Source organism: Mesorhizobium kamtschaticum, assembly GCF_056174585.1.
The window spans coordinates 3,042,601-3,059,586 of record NZ_CM149691.1; the positions used below are offsets into that span (position 1 = coordinate 3,042,601).

Genomic DNA, 16,986 nt, shown 5'->3' on the forward strand with positions numbered 1-16,986 from the left:
ACGCAATGACCAAGAATCTGGCAACGCACGCTATGTGCCGCCCAAGGACACAAGGCTTCCTTGTTCAGCAAAGCCGCGCCGGCGCTGTTTCCACTCGTCGTGGCGGCGCTGGGCTATATGATCGGCAGGCAGTTCTTCGGCATATAGGTTCCCTGAGCCGAAGGCATCAGGCACTGATTTCGGCTGCCGCCTCCTCGGCGCTGGCTTCGGCCCGCTTGACGCGTTCGCTGGCCAGAAGCACGACCGGACAGGCGACGGCGGCAAGTACAGCCGTAGCGGTGTCGCCAAAGAACAGCTCTTCACCCGGGCGTTGCGTGACGCCCATCACCACCATTGTGACGCCCTTGGCCGCCTCTCTGGCGATCGCCCTGTCCGGTGTGGCGCGGGTGCGGATCGCAGTGTCGACAGCTACTCCATAGCGGTCGGCGAGATCGGCGACTTCCTTCAATACAGCTTCCTCGCGGCGATGCGAGACCGAGCCCGGCCGGCTGCCTTGCCTCGCCTGCGAGACATAGAGAACCTTGACGCGCGCCCTATGCGGCCGCGCCAGCGCCAGAGCGAAATCGGCGGCGCGGCGCGCGACCGCCGTGCCGTTGACGGGGACCAGTATGATGGTTCCGGCGCGCAGCACCGGCATCTTGCCGGTGGATTTGGCACCGTTCAGCACCAGGCACAGCGGGCCGTCGAAACCACTGGTGATATCGTTCAGCGTGCCGCTGAACGTGGCATTGTCGGTCAGCGCATTTTCCAGCCCAACCAGCAAGAGGCCGTATCCCTTGCGGGCTTCCGTGGCGATCGTCTCGGCGGTAGCCTCGATCTCGGTGCGGGCGGTAAGGTGGACCTTGTCGACGGGCGTATCCTCGGCCTTGCTGACGGCCCTGGCGCTTCTGGCCGCCCCCTTCTTGACCTGTTGCGAGGTCCGCTCCGGACCCTTATCGCGGGTAGTGACGGGCAGCTCCCCGCCCTCGAGGTGGAGAAGCGTCGTCGGCATGCCGCTGCCGCCGCCGACCAGCCCCGCCAGATAGGCAGTGAACTTGCCGACCGGACTGTCGTCGACCAGCAACAGCAGCCGTTCCAGCTTCGAGACGAAGCCGCGCTCGTCGAGCAGTTCGCGGTCGACGCGCTGCTTCTCGGTATCGTTGACAGGCAGGCGGCCAAGTGCCCAGCGCAGCATCGGCGGCATGGCGAGCGTGGTGATGACGGCCATGGTGACGATCATCGTGAACAGGTTGTGGGACAGGATGTTCATCGACAGGCCGATGCTGGCGACGATGACCTCGGTCGACCCGCGCGCGTTCATGGCGCTGCCGACGGCGGTTGCCTCTTTCAGCGACATGCCGGCGATCCTGCCGCCGAGGAAGGCACCGCCGAACTTGCCGATGCTGGCAATGGCCACCAGCGCCAGCGTCAGCAGTGCCAGTGTCGGGTCGGTGAGCACGGTGAGGTCGGCGGACAGGCCGGCCATGCCGAAGAACACCGGCATGAACAGTGCCGTGATGACGCCGCGCAGCTGGCTCTCGATATGGTCGGACAGGATCGGCGATTCCCCGACCAGTATGCCGGCGACGAAGGCGCCGAGCACCGTGTGGACACCGATCAGGTTGGTGATCAGGGCCATCACGCCCATGATGATGAGGATGACGGTGATGACGGCATATTCGCTGCGGAAAGAGTCGTTGCTCCAGCGGATCAGGGTGAACACCAGGCGGCGGCCGATGGTGAAGGAAAACACCATGAACAGCGCCACCTCGGTCACGGTGGTGATGAGCGGCAGAACCTGCGGGCTGCCATTGGTGGCGATGCCGAAGGTGACGGCGATGATCAGCCAGCCGATCGTGTCCTCGATGATCGCCGAGGAGATGATGACCTGACCGAGATTGCGGCGCATGAAGTTCATCTCGCGCACCACCATGGCGACGATCTTGACGGAGGAAATCGACAGCGCCGTGCCGAGGAACAGTCCGGCGACGACGCGCTGCGTCGGGTCGGGCAGCAGCGAGTCCGGCAGGAACTGTGACAGCGCGAAGCCGCAGACAAAGGGTACGACGACGCCGGTGATCGAGATCGAAAAACAGGCAGCCCCCACACGGCGCACCAGGCGCAGGTCCGTCTCCATGCCGGTCAAGAGCAGGAGCAGCAGGATGCCGAGCTGGGAGACGGCATCGATCATGCCCTTTTGCGCCGGATCGCTGGAGAAAATCAGGTGCTGGGCGTCAGGCCATATCCAGCCGAACAGCGACGGGCCGAGCAGGATGCCGCCGATCAGCTGGCCCATGATCGCCGGCTGGCCATAGCGCTGGAAGACTTCGCCGAGGCCGCGGCCAACCAGAAGCAGAAGCACGATCTCGGCGACGAACAGGCCTTCGGCCGAGCCGCCCATGCCCGAGGCATGTGCGGGCGCCAGCGCGGCGAAGGCGCGGCTTACCGGCGCCAGAACAAGAGCAGCCAGCACGAGAGTGGCCGTGATACGGCCTGACGTCGTTGCCGATTGCCGGTTCATGGGTTCCCTCAAGACGTCGCGGCGGGCTGACCATCACAACGCGCGGGCTGCCGTTTGCGTTGCAGTCATCCTGTCGTCAGACGTGGACGTCGCCGAAGGAGAGCTCGCCATCGCCGCCGGACGCGAAAAGAACAATGGCGAACAGCCCGGCATAGAATACCGCCACAACGACCACGATCGCCAAACCGGGAATGGGGCCAAGCGCGGCGCCGTCGACGGCATCGCGAAGCGAGCCGACGAACCCGACCTTGACCTCCCCGGTCTGAAGGCTGGGGGTCGATATTTTGACCACCCAGGCCAGTAGCAGGATCATGAAGAGATAGATGTAATTCCGCCGCAGGCGGCGCGCCAAGGCAGCACGCTGCGACAGGAGGAATTTCGGCGCGCGCAGGCCTTCGCCGACGATGAGCAGCCAGTCCGAGGCGAAATCGGGCTGCGGGGAGAATATCTGCGCGAAATAGTGGCGCTCGAACTGGCGCACGCGCGCCCGGTAGAAGTCGAAGAACCGATAGCGGCGCGCCTCGATCCACAGAAGCAGCAGGATCAAGAGCATGGCAAACAAGAGAACGCCATGATGTGCGCTGGCCGTCGACAGCGATACGGAAAGCAGCGCCGCGACCACGGTGATCGCCCAGTTCGTGGTTCTATCAAGGCGATCGCGCCATCCGGCCATGCGCGCGATCTCGGCGCGATGGAAATGCGACAGCGTGTTCACGCGCTCCGTCGATGAAAGGACAGGCCCTGTGGGTTTCGCCGACGCATCGTTCATGGCGCCCTCCGGCAAGGACCAAAACGGTTTGCCGGCAAAATCGTTCCCTTGCGGCAGTTGACGCGAACAGGTGGATGGCGCGATCCGGGAGAGCAATCCTGTCCCGGCGCCAGCACCACGGTCGCGATTGCGGGCCAGTGGATGCCTCGATGTCCAGATTTGTCCGCGCCTTCACGGTGACCGGCGTGCCGATCGCAAGGGATGCGCTGGCGCTGCAGGCCGGCGTCGATCTCGCCATCGGGCAAGGCAGCCGGCTCGGCTTCACCTATGACGGCCAGTTCGCTTCGGGCGCCATGGAAAACGCCTTCAAGGCGAGTTTCTCGACGCGGTTCTGAACGGCACAGGGCATTCTGGAGTCCTTCGCGAGGCCGGGTCGCAACTTATGTTGACTATCCATAAACCCTGCTTCCCGGGCGCGGTCGAACTTCTTGAAGGTTTAAGAGAATAGCCTTTTAGAAGAAGTTGAATTATCTTCTATCGCCTCCGAATCAGTGTCGCTTGACATATTAGGCAATATAAGAATACGATTTGGAGTTGCCGAATTGGGGGGCTCCAATGACGGACATTTCTATAAGCGCGAGCTTGCTCGCTCGCGCTGCGAAGAGGAATGGCTATGCCGTTCCTGCCAAAGGACTGGTCTTCTTTGGCATTCGCGGCCTGTCTCCAGATCATCCTTTCGAGAATACTTTCGCGCAGATGCAGCCGGCGCATTTCAGCGCCTATGATTTCCGCCACATGCGCTGCACTCTTGGGCAGTGGAAGGTGGAGACAGGCGAAGTGGCGCTGTTTCCGGGCTCGACCGTGCCATCCCTGCCCAACATCACCAATGCGAAAGCCAAGGGCGGCTCCGGCACCAATCTTTTGATGCCTGGACGCTTCGAACATGAGCGCGGCACGCACAAGGCCGGCAAGCCGAGTGGCCACCGGGCCTTTCGTCAGGCGTCTTTCCAACCGGTCTGGCGCACCGCCGACAATCTGGATTACGACCTTCAGGACAGGCTGGATTTCGGCTCGGGCTCGGGCGATTTCGTCTGGGACAATATCCACTGCGCCTACTACGACAATCCGGAGGCGGGCTATTCCAGCGCCGGCTGCCAGGTGGTCTGCGGTTTGCCGCAATCGCCGGCGCGCAACATGGCGCCGGAAACCGGCCCGTGGCGGGCCTTCATCGACAGCGCCTATGGCACCAGCCAGACCCGTTTCGTCTATCTGCTGTTCACCGCCGAGGAATTGTCGTCCGTCGACAAGGTTGCCGACACGGTGCTGAAGCAGGTCGTCCGCTTCGGCTCGTCGGGCGCGCTCGCCAAGAAAGTACAGCAGGCGCTGGTCAAGCAAGGCGATTTGCAGGGCACGCCCGATGGCGCCTTCGGACGGCTGTCGCTGATGGCGCTGGTCGATTTCCAGAAGCGCCAGTTTGGCGCAGGCGCCGCCGATGGCGTGTGCGGAGAGATAACGGCGGCAGCCCTTGGCGTGGATCTTCCCACCATTGCCAATGCGGGCGCGTCGCCGATGCCTGCCGGTCCCGCCGACCAGGCGACATCAGGCAATCCGGATATTCCCGACGAAACCGATCTGGCGCCGGACATACTGACCCTGCTGCTTTCCGCGCTGGGCCTGCAGCCACCCACGGGCACGACGACCACACCGCCGCCAACATCGACGGGCCCGGCCGCCGGCTCTACCCAGGGGAGCGGAACTTCGACGACAGGGCAAGGGACGGTGACGCCGCCCGCCGATGGCGGCCGGGCAAACTTCGAACGCGCCCAGGAAATCGTTCGCGAGTTCGAAGGCGGCTATTCCGACGATCCCAAGGATCCCGGCGGCGCCACCAATTTCGGCATCACCTTCAAGACGCTTGCGGCGTGGCGTGGCAAGCCGGTCAGCAAGGCCGACGTCGCAAACATGTCGTACCAGGAAGCCAAGGAGATTTATTTCTCGCAATACTGGTCGAAATCGTCCTGCGGCGCGATGCCTGGTCCGCTGGCGCTCGCCGTCTACAATGTCGCCGTCCATGCCGGGCTTGGCACCGCGGCAACCTATCTGCAGAAGGCGCTCAACCAGAATGGCGCGGCGGTAGCCGTTGATGGCGGCATCGGCGGCGAGACATTGGGTGCGATTCCGAAGGTGCCACTGCCGGATCTGATCGGCGACGTCATCGATCTTTATGACGCCAAGCTGCGCGCGCATCCCAATTACGAGCATTTCAAGAACGGCTTCAATCGGCGCGTCAACAAGCTGCGGCTCGAAACCGAGCGCTGGCTTGAGGAAGACGGCGAACAGACGCTTCCAATACCGACGCCCAACCTAGGCGAAGAAGGGGATCCTGTCGTGACGGACAAAGTGAGCGAATTCATTCAGGCGCTGCTGGCTGCACTCCAGCCTGGTGCAACGACAACGACGACACCGGCAACCACGACGACGCCGGCAACCACCACGACAACCACCACGCCGGCAACAGGAGCGGGGACCACCGTGGCGGCGGCTGCCGGCCTGGCGCTTCTGCTGCGCCAGTTGGCGCAGGGTCTGGACGGCAACCCTGTCGTGCTGCCACCGGATTCCGCCGCCACCAATGTGCTGACGCCGGTCAACGGGGCGCTTGGCCAATGGTTGGGGAAGCTGCTCGACGGGCGCAAGAGCGCGCTCGGGATCATTGGAGTGCTGGCAAGCGCCTTGCTTACGCCGGCAACGGCCGGAGGGGCAGCGACCACATCTCCCTTGGGCGAACTCATTCCGATTCTCGGCTCGATACCGGGACTGGCGCCGATCATGATGCCGATTTCGCTGGCTCTGACCGCTTGGGGTCTGCTCGGCAAGGTCGACAAATACGTGCGCGCGGCAAAGCAATAGGGCTGGCGCCAAGGGGGGAACCAATGGCTGATGTTCCAGGTGATGGACCATCCCGGAACATCGTTGTCTTTGCGGACGGCACCGGCAACAGCGCGGCCAAGGCGTTCAAGACCAATGTGTGGCGGCTCTACCAGGCGCTCGATCTGACCGGCGCCGACCAGATCGCCGTGTTCAGCGACGGCGTCGGCACCTCGCAGTTCAAGCCGTTCGAGATCATCGGCCTGGCGCTCGGCTTCGGCGTCAAGCGCCGCGTGCTGGCGCTCTACAAGTTCCTGTGCCTGAACTATGAACCGGGCGACAAGATCTTCGCCTTCGGCTTCAGCCGCGGCGCCTTCACCATCCGCGTGCTGGTCGGCATGATCGCGCGCGAAGGGCTGGTCAACTTCAAGACGGAAGAGGAACTCGACCGCAACGCGCGCGCCGCCTACCGGTCCTATCGGCCGAAGGCTTTTCCCGCATGGCAGCCCTGGGTGGTGTTCGCCCGCTACGCCGCCGCGCAATGGTTCGCGCTCTGGAACGAGATCACCGGAAGCCGCGACTACAGCCAGGTCAAGCCGCGCACGCCCGACCCCCGCTCGGCCGAGGATATCCGGGTCGCCTTCGTCGGCGTCTGGGATACGGTCTCTGCCTATGGCCTGCCGGTCGATGAATTGACCAAGGCGGTCGACAAGTGGGTCTGGCCGATCACCTTCGAGAGGCGCACGCTGCTGGAGCCTGTTCAATGCGCAAGGCAGGCCTTCAGCATTGACGACGAGCGGCGCACTTTCTTCCCGATCCCGTGGAACGAACTGATCCCGGTGAAGAAATCCGAGGCCGGCCCGGCAGTGGGCAATGAAGAAGCCGCCGCGGCCGACAAGAAGATCCCCGACCCCCGCCTGAAGCAGGTGTGGTTCGCCGGCTGTCACTCCAATGTCGGCGGCGGCTATCCCGATGACAGGCTTGCCCATATCCCCTTGTGCTGGATGATCGGCGAAGCTGCGGAACGGGGCTTGCGTTTCAAGGCAGAGACGGTTGCCGACTATTGGGACTACGCTTCCGATGCCGGCCGCATCTATGATTCCCGTTCCGGCGTCAGCGTTTTCTACCGCTATCATCCGCGCCCGGTGAAGACGCTGATGGGCGAGGGCGTCAGGCCGCTGGTCGATGCCAGCGTCATCACCCGAATGGCCAAGGGTGCGGACGACTATGCGCCGGTTTCGCTGCCGGAGCATATCGACGTGCTGACACCACTCGGCGCCCGCATTCCCTTCAACGGTGTGCCTGCGGGCGTCCTGGCGCCGGCCGGCACTGGCATTGTCGACAAGCTGCCATTGCCGGACGACCGCCAGCGCGATCTGGTGGCGATGGAGAGGAAATTCCATGGCGCGCTCGACCAGCTTCAAAGGAACAGCGTCGCAGCCAGTACGCAACATATCGGCAGCCGTACGCAACGCATGCAGCTGATGCTGGACACGGTCTGGTGGCGGCGCGGGCTTTATTACGTGCTGTTGTCGATTGCGGTGCTTTTCGCGGCGTTTCCGCTGTTTGCAGGGTACGTCACGCTCGACATCAGCAACCAGTTCAGTCAATCGGCCCGAGGCATTGTCGGGCCGATCATTGGATTGGTCAGCGGCTTTCTGCCTGGCATCGCCTCGCCATGGATAGATGCCATGGCCAAGCAATCCGTTCCTGCCGCAATCCTGGCGGCGCTGTTTCTTGTTCTCCTTTGGGTCAACGGAGTTCTGCGCACACGTATCAACGACCGGGCGCGATCGGCCTGGAACGTCAATACAGGGCGCAATGCGACGATGCTGCAGTCGAGCAGAAACGATGCGCATCGACGCACCTCACTGATCGGAGCTGTTGGCCTTGGCATAGGTGCGCTGGCGGTGTGGTTTGGCGGAAATTACAAGACCGGTTTGGGCTTCGCAGCTGTGGCACTGGGCTTCCTCGGTACCTACGCCGTGTTGACCAGCCGTGGCCCGCGTGATGGGGCCGCGCCGACGCCCGTCTCGCTGCGCATCGCGCGCGCCATCCGAACCGACCCTCGCGCTCAACGCCTCTACGAGCGACTGCGGGAGTATGTTCTGCCTATGACATTTCTGCTCGTGTCGGCCGTTCTGCTGTTGTTTGTCATCAACAAGGCAACATTCGAGGTCGCCGACTCCATGGGCGCCTTCTGTGCCAAACCCGGGCTTGGCGATCCGCTAGAGGGTGAAAGGCTGACGGAGACACCCTACGTATTCCGCACCGCTGACATGTGTGGCGACACCGGCAATTGGCTACAGGAAGGCGTTCGCTACGAGGTTGCGATTTCAATCACCGACGCCTGGAAGGACAGCACCTTATGCGCCGATACGCGTGGCGTGCCGAAGAGCAGCGTCAAGCACTATCTGGCAACGCTGATGAAACGCTGGTGGGCGGAGCCCTATTTCAAGCCCATCGCCCGCGTCAACAGGTTCGGCAATGACGAGTATGTCCTCAATGCCGTCGAGTCGGTGATCCCCGGCCAATGCGCGAACATGAAGCTCACCGCCGAGATCAAGCCCAAGACATCGGGTGAACTCTATGTCTATGTCAACGATGCCGTATTCGGCCTGCCTGGCATCCATGACTTCTACGGCAACAACTATGGATCGGCTGAGGTGAGGGTCAGCAAGGTGAACGTGTTCCCCTGCCTGCCGTCATTTCCGCCCACTGATCCAGTCAACCAGAAGAGCGACGAGGCCAAAGGCGGCGCCAATTGCGCAAACCGTGGGCCACCCGCCGCAGCTCCAGGCAACACCGGCCAGCAATGAGCCGATGGCGCCGCCGATGAAGAAGATGCCGACGAACAGGCCGTTGAGGCGGCCGCGGGCCTGGGGCTGAAGCAAGTTGACGGCACGGCGGCCGAGTGTCTGGTCGCCGGTGACGCCGATGTCGAGCAGCACGGCGCTGGCGCCCATCAGCACCAGCGGTTGCCAAGTCGCTCCGGACAGGAAGGAGCCGGCCCAGGCGGCGAGCGCCATCGCCCCGATCAGCACGAGATGGCAGAAAATGGTGGCGAACCGCGTCCAGCCATGGTCGCCGGCGCGGCCGAACAGCGGCGTGACCACGGCACCGCCGGCGCCGACGAGTGCGAAGAGCGCAATGCCGCGTTGGCCAAGGCCGAAAGGCGGCCCCGCGAGGCGCAAGGCCACCGCCGTCCAGAACAGGCTGAACGCCGCCATCACCAGCGCCGCCGTCAGCGCCCGGCGCCGCAGCACCGGCTCGTCGCGCAGTAGACCGAACAGTGAGGCGATCAGCGCGCCATAGGAGGATTCCGCCTGCGGGCGCCGTGGCGGCAAGGTGAAGGCGAGCACGCAGGCAAGCAGGACGAGTGCGGCGGCGCTGAGGCCGTAGAAGGCGCGCCAGCCCCAGGCATCGGCGATGAGGCTGGCCAGCGGCCGCGCCAGCAGGATGCCGATCATCAGCCCGCTCATGACATCGCCGATGACGCGGCCGGCCTCGCCGGGCGGCGCCATCGAGGCGGCGATCGGCACCAGGATCTGGATCGCCGAACAGGCAGCACCCAGAACGAACAGGACGATCAGCAGCGAGGCGATGGTGGGCGCGAAGGCGGCGACGCCAGCCGCAAGGGCGGCCGTCAGGAGCATGCGCAGGATCAGCGCCCGGTTCTCGCCGAGATCGGCCATCGGCACTAGGAAGAACAGGCCGGCGGCATAGCCGAGCAGCGTCGCCATGGCGACGAGACCGACGCTCGCCGCACTGGCGCCGAGCGACGGGCCGATCAGCCCGACCAGGGTCTGCGGCGCGAACAGATTGGTGACGATGATGCCGGTGGAGGCGGCAAACAACAGCGTCTGCGGGCCGGTGATGGTGCCGGCGGGAAGCCGCTCGCACAGCTGGCCGTCATTGGTGTCGGGCATGGGGTCCTCAATAAGTCGGCATATCGTTTGGGGACTTTATGCCGAAGCCTTATCATGCTACAATTCAATCAATTCGATAATGATTATGCGAGATACGCATGAATATCCATGATCTCGAAGCCTTCATCGCCGTGGTGGAAACCGGCTCGATCGTCGGTGCCTCGGCCAGGCTCAACCTCACCCAGCCAGGCGTTACGCGCCGCATCCAGAACCTCGAGGATGGGCTGGCGACCGCGCTTCTCGACCGCCAGTCGAAGCCGCTGAAGCCGACGGCCTCCGGGCGCGAGGCCTATGAGCATGGAAGGCGGGTGCTGCGCTCGCTGGAGGATTTGAAGGCCGGCGTGTCGCCGCAAGCCGAGGTCAAGGGCGAGTTCCGGCTGGGCATCATGCCCTATCTCTCCGACGCAGCACTTGCGCTCCCACTCGACAGTCTGCGTGCCACCTTTCCGCAGCTGACGTTGCGCATCACCTCGGGCTGGTCGCCAAGGCTGGTGGAACAGGTGGCGCGCAGCGAGCTCGACGCGGTGGCGGTGTGCCTCGCCGAAGGCCTGGCGCCGCCGGACGAACTGGTCTGCGACGATCTCGGCGCGCAATCGGTGCTGCTGGTGGCGTCGCCCGGCCTTGGCGTGCCGAAGAAAGCCGACCTTGCCTCACTGTCGCGCTTTGCCTGGGTGATGAACGAAAACGGTTGCGGTTTTCGCGCCTTCATCCGCCAGAGTTTCGAGGCCGCCAGGCTGCCGTTCCAGGTCGGCGTGGAAGCGCTCAGCGTCGATCTCAGAATGTCGCTGGTGGCGCGCGGCCACGGCATCGGCATCGTCACGCCCGGCGCCTTCGCCGACAGCCGCTGGCGTGACAGGGTCGAGGTGATCGACTGCCCCGACTTCAAACCGCAAGTCCGCGCCTGGCTGCTGCACCGCCCGCCTGCCGGACGGCTTGCCCGGCCGATCGCGTTGTTCCGCGACGCGCTGATCGATGGGCTGCAGGTGCCGATGCCACTGGTGTCGTGAGCTGGTGGTTTGAGTCCTTTCAATCGCTTAGGCGTGCCCGTTCAGATTTTGACTCGCATCCGGCCAGCCCTTGAGAATCTTCGAGCCTTCAGCAACATGGCGGCGATGGCCGAGACACGAGCATGAACAAGCCGATTTCCACCGCACCGCGCAAGCCCGCACCACGCAAGGCGCCGATGGCGCTAACCGAGGCGCTGGTGGCGCGGACCATGCGTGTGGTCGAGGATGCCGGGCCGACGCCGGGCATGGTCTATATGCTGGACGCCGACTATGCGCGGTTTCGCGACGAGATCCTCGCCAGCGCGCCGCCCGGACCACTGAAGCTGTTCGCCTATGGCTCGCTGCTGTGGAAGCCGGCCGGGGAGGTGAGGGGTGGTGAACGGGCCGTGGCGCGGGGCTGGCACCGGTCGTTCTGTTTTACCGTGCAGCGCTTCCGCGGCACGCTTGATCAGCCCGGCCTGATGATGGCGCTTGACCGTGGCGGCCAATGCCAGGGCATGGTGTTCGAGATCGCCGAACCGGTTGCCGAAAATCTCGAAGCGCTGCTGCGCCGCGAGATGACGATCCTGCCCGCCGTCAACGTGCCGCGCTGGCTGCAGGTCACGACCGAGAGCGGTGCGAGCCGGGCGCTCGGCTTCGTCGTCGATCCCGCCAATCCGCGCTACGCCGGCAAGCTCGACAAGCAGGCGGTCGCGGCGACCTTGGCCAGAGCTGTCGGTCACTGGGGGTCGGGCGCGCAATATTTGTTCGAGACGATCCGCCATCTCGACGCCTGTGGTATTCGCGACCGCAATCTTTGGCAGCTGCAGGCACTGGTGGCGCAGGAGATTGGGCGGGTGCAGGGCGCCACCTAGTGCACGGAAGTTTCGACCAGTTGCCTGCTGTGACGGATCGCCTGCCTTGGCGATTGGCGGAAACATCCACCGCTTCGTCATCCACGGGCGGAGCAAGGAGCGAAGCGACGCGGCGCAGACCCGAGGATCCATGCCGGAACTCCTGAGCGCCGCCACGGTGCAGAATTCTGCTCCGCTGCACTTTACGGCAAAGGTCGCGGCATGGATCCTCGGGTCTCCGCGACGCCGCTGCGCGGCTGCTCCGCCCGTGGATGACGAAGTTGAGAGGCCTCGGCTAATCTCCATCCAATCGATCAAAAATAACTGAGCCGAGGAACTAGCCTTTCGTCAGCACTCCAAACGCTGCGCGACCCAGAAAATCTCGAAAGCTTTCCGGCTGCTTACCGGTAAGCGCAGTGAAATCGCTGGAGGTCGCAACGTGGCGGCCCTCGGCGATCGAGGCGCATAGCGTGGTGAAGGCCTGTGGCCAGGGATTTTCGAGACGCGCCGAGGCGGAGGCCAGATAGTCGCCGGGGGAGCAGGGACGATAGCGTAGGGGCTGTGCTGTCGCGTCAGCATAGAAGGCGACGATGTCGTCGAAGCCCAGCGCCCGGTCTCCAGTGATCGTGTAGAGGGCGCTGGATCTGTCTGACCTGGCCACCGCCGCGGCGACCGCCGTTGCCACGTCGTCGCGCGAGACCGGTGCAACCAGGCCCTGTCTGGCAGGTAGCGCGAGTTCTCCCGATTCTCGGGCGGGCATCAGCCAGGCGTCGCGGATGAAATCACTGTAGAGGCCGCAGCGCAGGACGGTCGAGGGCGCGCCGCAGGCGGCCAGGCGGCGCTCTGCGTCGCGGTAAACAGGCGCGTAGTAGAACGGCGACCCCTCGCCGATGTCGACGATGCTGGTGAAGGTGATGTGGCCGACACCGGCCGCGCTTGCTGCCGCGATGGCGTTGGCGTGGTGGCGCATGACCGCATCCGCATGGCCGTCGCTTGAAATCAGCACCAGTTCGTCGATGCCGGTGAAGGCTGCCTTCAGGGTGGGGGCATCCTCGTAGTCACTGACGCGCAGCGCTATTCCCTTGGGCAGACGCTTTTGCGCGGTCTCAGGTTTGCGGACAAGTGCTGCCACCTCGTGGCCTGATGATACCAGCCTTGAGACGACGGCGTTGCCGACATGGCCGGTGGCTCCGGTGACGAGGATCATTGCTGTCAACCAATCTTGCGCCCGTTCAAAATCTTCCGCCGTCCAAATCCCCGCTTGACGAACATATATCCCTGTGGTTATACGTCAACCAATAGCCAACGGGTTATCGATCTGACATGCCGGACGCTCATGACATGCTCTTCAGGACGCTCGCCGACCCGACCAGGCGGGCGATCTTCGAACGGCTGTGCCGCCAGGGCGAGCAGACGGTGGGCGCGCTGACGAGCCAGTCCGGCGTTTCGCAGCCGGCGGTGTCGAAACATCTCGGCCTGTTGAAGCAGGCCGGGCTGGTGCGCGACCGCCACGAAGGCCGCCAGACGCATTACAGCGCGCAGCTCGGTGCGCTGGCGCCGCTGATGGACTGGACACGTGAGATGGCCGGGTTCTGGGAAAGCCGGTTCGACGATCTCGAGGATTTGCTCAAAAGGATGGACCAGTGAACGATAGTGCCCAGGAGACCCGCACTGTCGTCGTCGAGCGGCAGATTTCCCATCCGCCTGAAAAACTCTGGCGCGCGCTGACGCAACCGCATCTGATCGAGGAGTGGCTGATGAAGAACGATTTCAAGCCTGATGTCGGCCACCGCTTCAACATCAGCGCCGATTGGGGCGGCGTGCTGGACTGCGAGGTGCTTGCCGTCGAGCCGAACAAGACGCTGTCCTACACCTGGAACCTCGCGCATCCGGATCCGGCCTTTGATCTCAGGAGCGTGGTGACCTTCACGCTCACCCCGACGCCAACCGGAACCCATCTGCGCATGGAGCAATCCGGCTTCCGGCCCGATCAGCGGCGGGCCTATGGCGGCGCCAAGATGGGATGGCCGCAATTCTTCGAGAAGCTGGAGCAGCTTCTCGACCGGACGGACTGACCGACCGATCGAATCCAACACCTGACTTCACCGGGCGGCTTGCCGCCAGCAAAACCTATGGAGAAAGACGATGAAGATCAAACTGACCAGCATCTATGTGGACGACCAGGAAAAGGCGCTTGCCTTCTACACCGGTGTGCTCGGCCTGGCCAAGAAGGCCGATTTCAGCAACGGGCCGTTCCGCTGGCTGACGGTCGCCTCGCCGGACGAGCCTGAAGGCACCGAGCTGCAACTGGCGCTCAACGACAATCCGGCGGCCAAGACCTACCAGCAGGCGATGTTCGAGCAGGGCCAGCCGGCGGTGATGTTCTTCACCGACGACATCAAGGGCGACCATGAGCGCATCACGGCCAATGGCGGCACGTTCAGCATGGCGCCCACCGAGGTGACCGGCTCGACCATCGCCAAGCTGAACGATGGCTGCGGCAATCTCATCCAGATCACCCAGCTGGCGCGCTGGTAGCAACGCCCGGTTTCACACGTTTTCACAGGAGGTCGTCTTGGACTGGAGCAAATGGATCAGGCAAACGCATCGCTGGCTGTCGATCATCTTCACGGCAACCGTCGTCGCCAATTTCGTCACCATGGCGTTTGGGCAACCGCCGGCCTGGGTGGTCTATTCGCCACTGCCGCCGCTCTTCCTTTTGCTGTTCAGCGGCCTCTATATGTTCGTGCTGCCCTATGTCGGGAAAGGACGCCGCGTGCAGCGCGTCAATGGATAGGAGGGGAAGGCATGGCCAAGTCGACCGCCACCAAGGCTGAACCGAAACTGCTTTCCGGCGGCAATCCGCAGATCGCCAAGGGTTTTGGCGATGCTCCCGTGCAGGCCTATATCGCGGCCATGCTGGGCTGGAAGCGCGAGATGGGCGGGCGGCTCGATGCGCTCATCGAGCGCGCCGTGCCCGGTGTGCACAAGGCGGTGAAATGGAACTCGCCACTCTATGGCGTCGAGGGCGAGGGCTGGTTCCTCGGCGTCCATTGCTTCACCAAATACATCAAGGTGGCCTTCTTCCGCGGCGCGTCGCTGAAGCCGGTGCCGCCGGGCGAATCCAAAAGCCAGGACACGCGCTACCTCAACATCCACGAGGACGACGCGTTCGACGAGGCGCAATTCAGCGCCTGGGTGAAGCAGGCCAGCCAATTGCCTGGCGAGCGCATGTAAGCGCTCTATTGTTATTTTTGAGGAGGAAACAGCATGACCGGATTACAGGAGAGCAAATCTCCCTCGGAGCTGATCGACGGCAGGATCAGGGAATTGGGCGACTGGCGCGGCGAGATGCTGGCCAGGCTGCGCGCGCTCATTCATCAAGCCGATCCCGACGTGGTCGAGACATGGAAGTGGCGCGGCGTTCCGGTGTGGGAGCATGACGGCATGATCTGCACGGGCGAGACCTACAAGAGCGTCGTCAAGCTGACCTTCGCCAAAGGTGCTGCGCTGCCCGATCCCGCGCGCCTGTTCAACTCCAGCCTCGAAGGCAATGCGCGGCGGGCTATTGACTTTCAGGAAGGTGCTGACATCGATGCGGCGGCACTGAAGGCATTGGTGCGGGCTGCTATCGCCTTGAATAAGTCGAAGGGCCGAAAAGGAGCTGCGTCGTAGCCTACTATCTAACGGTCGACGTCAGCGCTGCCCCTCACCTGCCTGCCGGCATCCTCTCCCCGTAAACGGGGCGAGGGACGCTGTTGCCGCTGCTTTCGCCAACTGTCAGCGCCGCAAGAAAGGCGCCGGCGTTGCGGCCAGCCCCTCTCGCCCCGTTTACGGGGAGAGATGTCCGGCAGGACAGTGAGGGACAGCGCTGACAGCAGAGATTGCCAATGACTTCAACACGGCAGGAGTGGCCCGCGGCGCAGCCATCCTGCCACCCCAAAACCAGCCGCGTTTACGATCTGGGAAGCTTGATGGTGCTAGATATCGCCGGATGATGGTTGGCCACCTTGGCCGGCCCCGGATGGATTCGCCATGAACAGCCCGATGCGCATGCCGTGGGTGGACACGGCCAAAGGTCTCTCGATCATCCTCGTGGTCATGATGTACTCGGCCTACAACACCGGCGAGTACACGGGCGGCGTCGGTTTTCTCCACTATGTCATCGGCTTCGCAACGCCGTTCCGCATGCCGGAATTCTTTCTGATCTCCGGCCTGTTCCTGTCGCAGGTGATCGACCGGCCGTGGCGGCGCTATGTCGACCGGCGTGTCGTCCACTATCTCTATTTCTACGTGCTGTGGGCGATCATCTCGATCGGGCTGAAGATCGGCATCTTCAGCCGGGATCCCGGCGGCATGCTGCACGACCTCGCAATGGCCGTCGTCCAGCCCTATGGCGTGCTGTGGTTCATCTACATGCTGGCGGTGTTCGGCCTTGCCGCCAAACTCTTGCGGCAGTTTCGCGTGCCCGCCTGGATCGTCATCCCGATCGCTGCCGCCCTGCAGATGTGGGCGCCGCATCCCGACAGCTATGGGGTCGAACAATTCGCGGCCTATTTCGTGTTCTTCTACCTTGGTTTCGTGCTGGCGCCGTTGATTTTCCGGCTCGTCGAATGGACGCAGCCCCGCCCGGCGGTGGCCGTCGCCGGCTTGGCTCTATGGGCTGTCGTCAACGGCCTGCTCGTCTATTCGCCGGGTTATGCCATGCAGCCGGTCGGCATGCAGATGGGCCTGGCGGCATGGCCGCCGCTGCATCTCACTTTGGCCGTCGCCGGCGCGGTGGCGCTGTGCGTGCTTGGCGGCTTCCTCTGCACATTCGCCGCGATGGAATGGCTGCGTTGGCTGGGCGAACATTCGCTGGTCGTCTATGTCGCCTTCACCATCCCGATGTCGCTCTTCCGTGGCGCCGCACTGGCAAGCGGCCTGCTGACCGACACCGGCATGCTCAGCCTGGCGGTGCTGCTGGTCTCGATCATCAGCCCGGTCGTGCTCTCCCTCGTCATCCAACGCGTGGGCTTCGGCATGTTCCTGTTCGAGCGGCCGGCCTGGGCGCATATCGACAACAGCGCGCCGCAAGCGGCACCGAAAACGGCGCTGCCTGCTGCCGCCGCTCAATCAAGCCGGACCTAGTCGAACGCAAGGC

General features: G+C 63.9%; 16 protein-coding genes. 12 read left to right on the forward strand and 4 right to left on the reverse strand.

Annotated features, from left to right (window positions below; genetic code table 11):
* Positions 1-166: 166 nt before the first annotated feature.
* Together AC0V7N_RS14865 and AC0V7N_RS14870 are read right to left on the reverse strand one after the other, a co-directional pair.
* Positions 167-2,500: a cation:proton antiporter domain-containing protein gene (locus AC0V7N_RS14865; RefSeq protein ID WP_475458688.1), complete on the reverse strand. Its 2,334-nt coding sequence runs from the start codon at positions 2,498-2,500 to the stop codon at positions 167-169.
* A gap of 76 nt (positions 2,501-2,576) precedes the next feature.
* Entirely contained in the window at positions 2,577-3,269 is a 693-nt protein-coding gene (locus tag AC0V7N_RS14870) for a DUF2270 domain-containing protein (RefSeq protein WP_475458690.1), read from the reverse strand.
* Positions 3,270-3,418: 149 nt separating this feature from the next.
* Here AC0V7N_RS14870 and AC0V7N_RS14875 point away from each other — a divergent pair, with 149 nt between their 5' ends.
* The 3 genes from AC0V7N_RS14875 (at position 3,419) to AC0V7N_RS14885 (ending at position 8,893) form a co-directional block, all read left to right on the forward strand.
* On the forward strand, positions 3,419-3,604 hold the full coding sequence (locus tag AC0V7N_RS14875; protein WP_475458693.1) for a hypothetical protein: 186 nt from the start codon (positions 3,419-3,421) through the stop codon (positions 3,602-3,604).
* A gap of 220 nt (positions 3,605-3,824) precedes the next feature.
* A complete protein-coding gene (locus AC0V7N_RS14880) occupies positions 3,825-6,116 on the forward strand; it encodes a glycosyl hydrolase 108 family protein (protein WP_475458695.1) in 2,292 nt (763 codons plus the stop codon).
* A gap of 23 nt (positions 6,117-6,139) precedes the next feature.
* The gene (locus tag AC0V7N_RS14885; protein ID WP_496627930.1) at positions 6,140-8,893 is read left to right on the forward strand and encodes a phospholipase effector Tle1 domain-containing protein; all 2,754 of its coding nucleotides are present in this window, start codon (positions 6,140-6,142) and stop codon (positions 8,891-8,893) included.
* On the opposite strand, the gene AC0V7N_RS14890 is transcribed toward AC0V7N_RS14885, so the two are convergent.
* Entirely contained in the window at positions 8,780-10,003 is a 1,224-nt protein-coding gene (locus tag AC0V7N_RS14890; protein ID WP_475458699.1) for an MFS transporter, read from the reverse strand. The two genes, AC0V7N_RS14885 and AC0V7N_RS14890, sit on opposite strands and share 114 nt — an antisense overlap.
* A 98-nt stretch (positions 10,004-10,101) precedes the next feature.
* On the opposite strand from AC0V7N_RS14890, the gene AC0V7N_RS14895 reads away from it, so the two are divergent.
* On the forward strand, positions 10,102-11,010 hold the full coding sequence (locus AC0V7N_RS14895) for a LysR family transcriptional regulator (protein WP_475458702.1): 909 nt from the start codon (positions 10,102-10,104) through the stop codon (positions 11,008-11,010).
* 122 nt (positions 11,011-11,132) lie between these two features.
* Complete coding sequence (locus AC0V7N_RS14900) at positions 11,133-11,864, forward strand: gamma-glutamylcyclotransferase (RefSeq protein ID WP_475458705.1); 732 nt, start codon at positions 11,133-11,135, stop codon at positions 11,862-11,864.
* 316 nt (positions 11,865-12,180) lie between these two features.
* Here the strand turns inward: AC0V7N_RS14900 and AC0V7N_RS14905 are convergent, their stop codons facing one another.
* Positions 12,181-13,050 carry an NAD(P)H-binding protein gene (locus AC0V7N_RS14905; protein WP_475458707.1) on the reverse strand — a complete coding sequence of 290 codons (870 nt, stop codon included), beginning with the start codon at positions 13,048-13,050 and terminating at the stop codon, positions 12,181-12,183.
* 116 nt (positions 13,051-13,166) lie between these two features.
* Between AC0V7N_RS14905 and AC0V7N_RS14910 the strand changes: the two genes are divergently transcribed.
* The 7 genes from AC0V7N_RS14910 (at position 13,167) to AC0V7N_RS14940 (ending at position 16,973) form a co-directional block, all read left to right on the forward strand.
* Positions 13,167-13,490 carry an ArsR/SmtB family transcription factor gene (locus AC0V7N_RS14910; RefSeq protein WP_096448610.1) on the forward strand — a complete coding sequence of 108 codons (324 nt, stop codon included), beginning with the start codon at positions 13,167-13,169 and terminating at the stop codon, positions 13,488-13,490.
* Entirely contained in the window at positions 13,487-13,918 is a 432-nt protein-coding gene (locus AC0V7N_RS14915; RefSeq protein WP_475458710.1) for an SRPBCC family protein, read from the forward strand. Before AC0V7N_RS14910 ends, AC0V7N_RS14915 begins: the two co-directional genes overlap by 4 nt.
* Positions 13,919-13,988: 70 nt before the next feature.
* Complete coding sequence (locus AC0V7N_RS14920; protein WP_475458712.1) at positions 13,989-14,381, forward strand: VOC family protein; 393 nt, start codon at positions 13,989-13,991, stop codon at positions 14,379-14,381.
* 37 nt (positions 14,382-14,418) lie between these two features.
* Positions 14,419-14,640, forward strand: a complete 222-nt coding sequence (locus AC0V7N_RS14925) for a hypothetical protein (protein ID WP_475458714.1) — start codon at positions 14,419-14,421, stop codon at positions 14,638-14,640.
* Positions 14,641-14,651: 11 nt separating this feature from the next.
* Complete coding sequence (locus AC0V7N_RS14930) at positions 14,652-15,080, forward strand: DUF1801 domain-containing protein (protein WP_475458716.1); 429 nt, start codon at positions 14,652-14,654, stop codon at positions 15,078-15,080.
* 33 nt (positions 15,081-15,113) lie between these two features.
* A complete protein-coding gene (locus AC0V7N_RS14935; protein ID WP_475458718.1) occupies positions 15,114-15,518 on the forward strand; it encodes a DUF1801 domain-containing protein in 405 nt (134 codons plus the stop codon).
* Between the two features lie 360 nt (positions 15,519-15,878).
* Positions 15,879-16,973, forward strand: a complete 1,095-nt coding sequence (locus tag AC0V7N_RS14940; RefSeq protein ID WP_475458720.1) for an acyltransferase family protein — start codon at positions 15,879-15,881, stop codon at positions 16,971-16,973.
* Positions 16,974-16,986: the final 13 nt, after the last annotated feature.

Excerpts from the sequence above, each read along its gene's own strand:
- AC0V7N_RS14865 (WP_475458688.1), bottom strand. The coding sequence starts at position 2,500 with ATGAACCGGCAATCGGCAACGACGTCAGGCCGTATCACGGCCACTCTC.
- AC0V7N_RS14870 (WP_475458690.1), bottom strand. The coding sequence starts at position 3,269 with ATGAACGATGCGTCGGCGAAACCCACAGGGCCTGTCCTTTCATCGACG.
- AC0V7N_RS14875 (WP_475458693.1), top strand. The coding sequence starts at position 3,419 with ATGTCCAGATTTGTCCGCGCCTTCACGGTGACCGGCGTGCCGATCGCA.
- AC0V7N_RS14880 (WP_475458695.1), top strand. The coding sequence starts at position 3,825 with ATGACGGACATTTCTATAAGCGCGAGCTTGCTCGCTCGCGCTGCGAAG.
- AC0V7N_RS14885 (WP_496627930.1), top strand. The coding sequence starts at position 6,140 with ATGGCTGATGTTCCAGGTGATGGACCATCCCGGAACATCGTTGTCTTT.
- AC0V7N_RS14890 (WP_475458699.1), bottom strand. The coding sequence starts at position 10,003 with ATGCCCGACACCAATGACGGCCAGCTGTGCGAGCGGCTTCCCGCCGGC.
- AC0V7N_RS14895 (WP_475458702.1), top strand. The coding sequence starts at position 10,102 with ATGAATATCCATGATCTCGAAGCCTTCATCGCCGTGGTGGAAACCGGC.
- AC0V7N_RS14900 (WP_475458705.1), top strand. The coding sequence starts at position 11,133 with ATGAACAAGCCGATTTCCACCGCACCGCGCAAGCCCGCACCACGCAAG.
- AC0V7N_RS14905 (WP_475458707.1), bottom strand. The coding sequence starts at position 13,050 with ATGATCCTCGTCACCGGAGCCACCGGCCATGTCGGCAACGCCGTCGTC.
- AC0V7N_RS14910 (WP_096448610.1), top strand. The coding sequence starts at position 13,167 with ATGCCGGACGCTCATGACATGCTCTTCAGGACGCTCGCCGACCCGACC.
- AC0V7N_RS14920 (WP_475458712.1), top strand. The coding sequence starts at position 13,989 with ATGAAGATCAAACTGACCAGCATCTATGTGGACGACCAGGAAAAGGCG.
- AC0V7N_RS14930 (WP_475458716.1), top strand. The coding sequence starts at position 14,652 with ATGGCCAAGTCGACCGCCACCAAGGCTGAACCGAAACTGCTTTCCGGC.
- AC0V7N_RS14935 (WP_475458718.1), top strand. The coding sequence starts at position 15,114 with ATGACCGGATTACAGGAGAGCAAATCTCCCTCGGAGCTGATCGACGGC.
- AC0V7N_RS14940 (WP_475458720.1), top strand. The coding sequence starts at position 15,879 with ATGAACAGCCCGATGCGCATGCCGTGGGTGGACACGGCCAAAGGTCTC.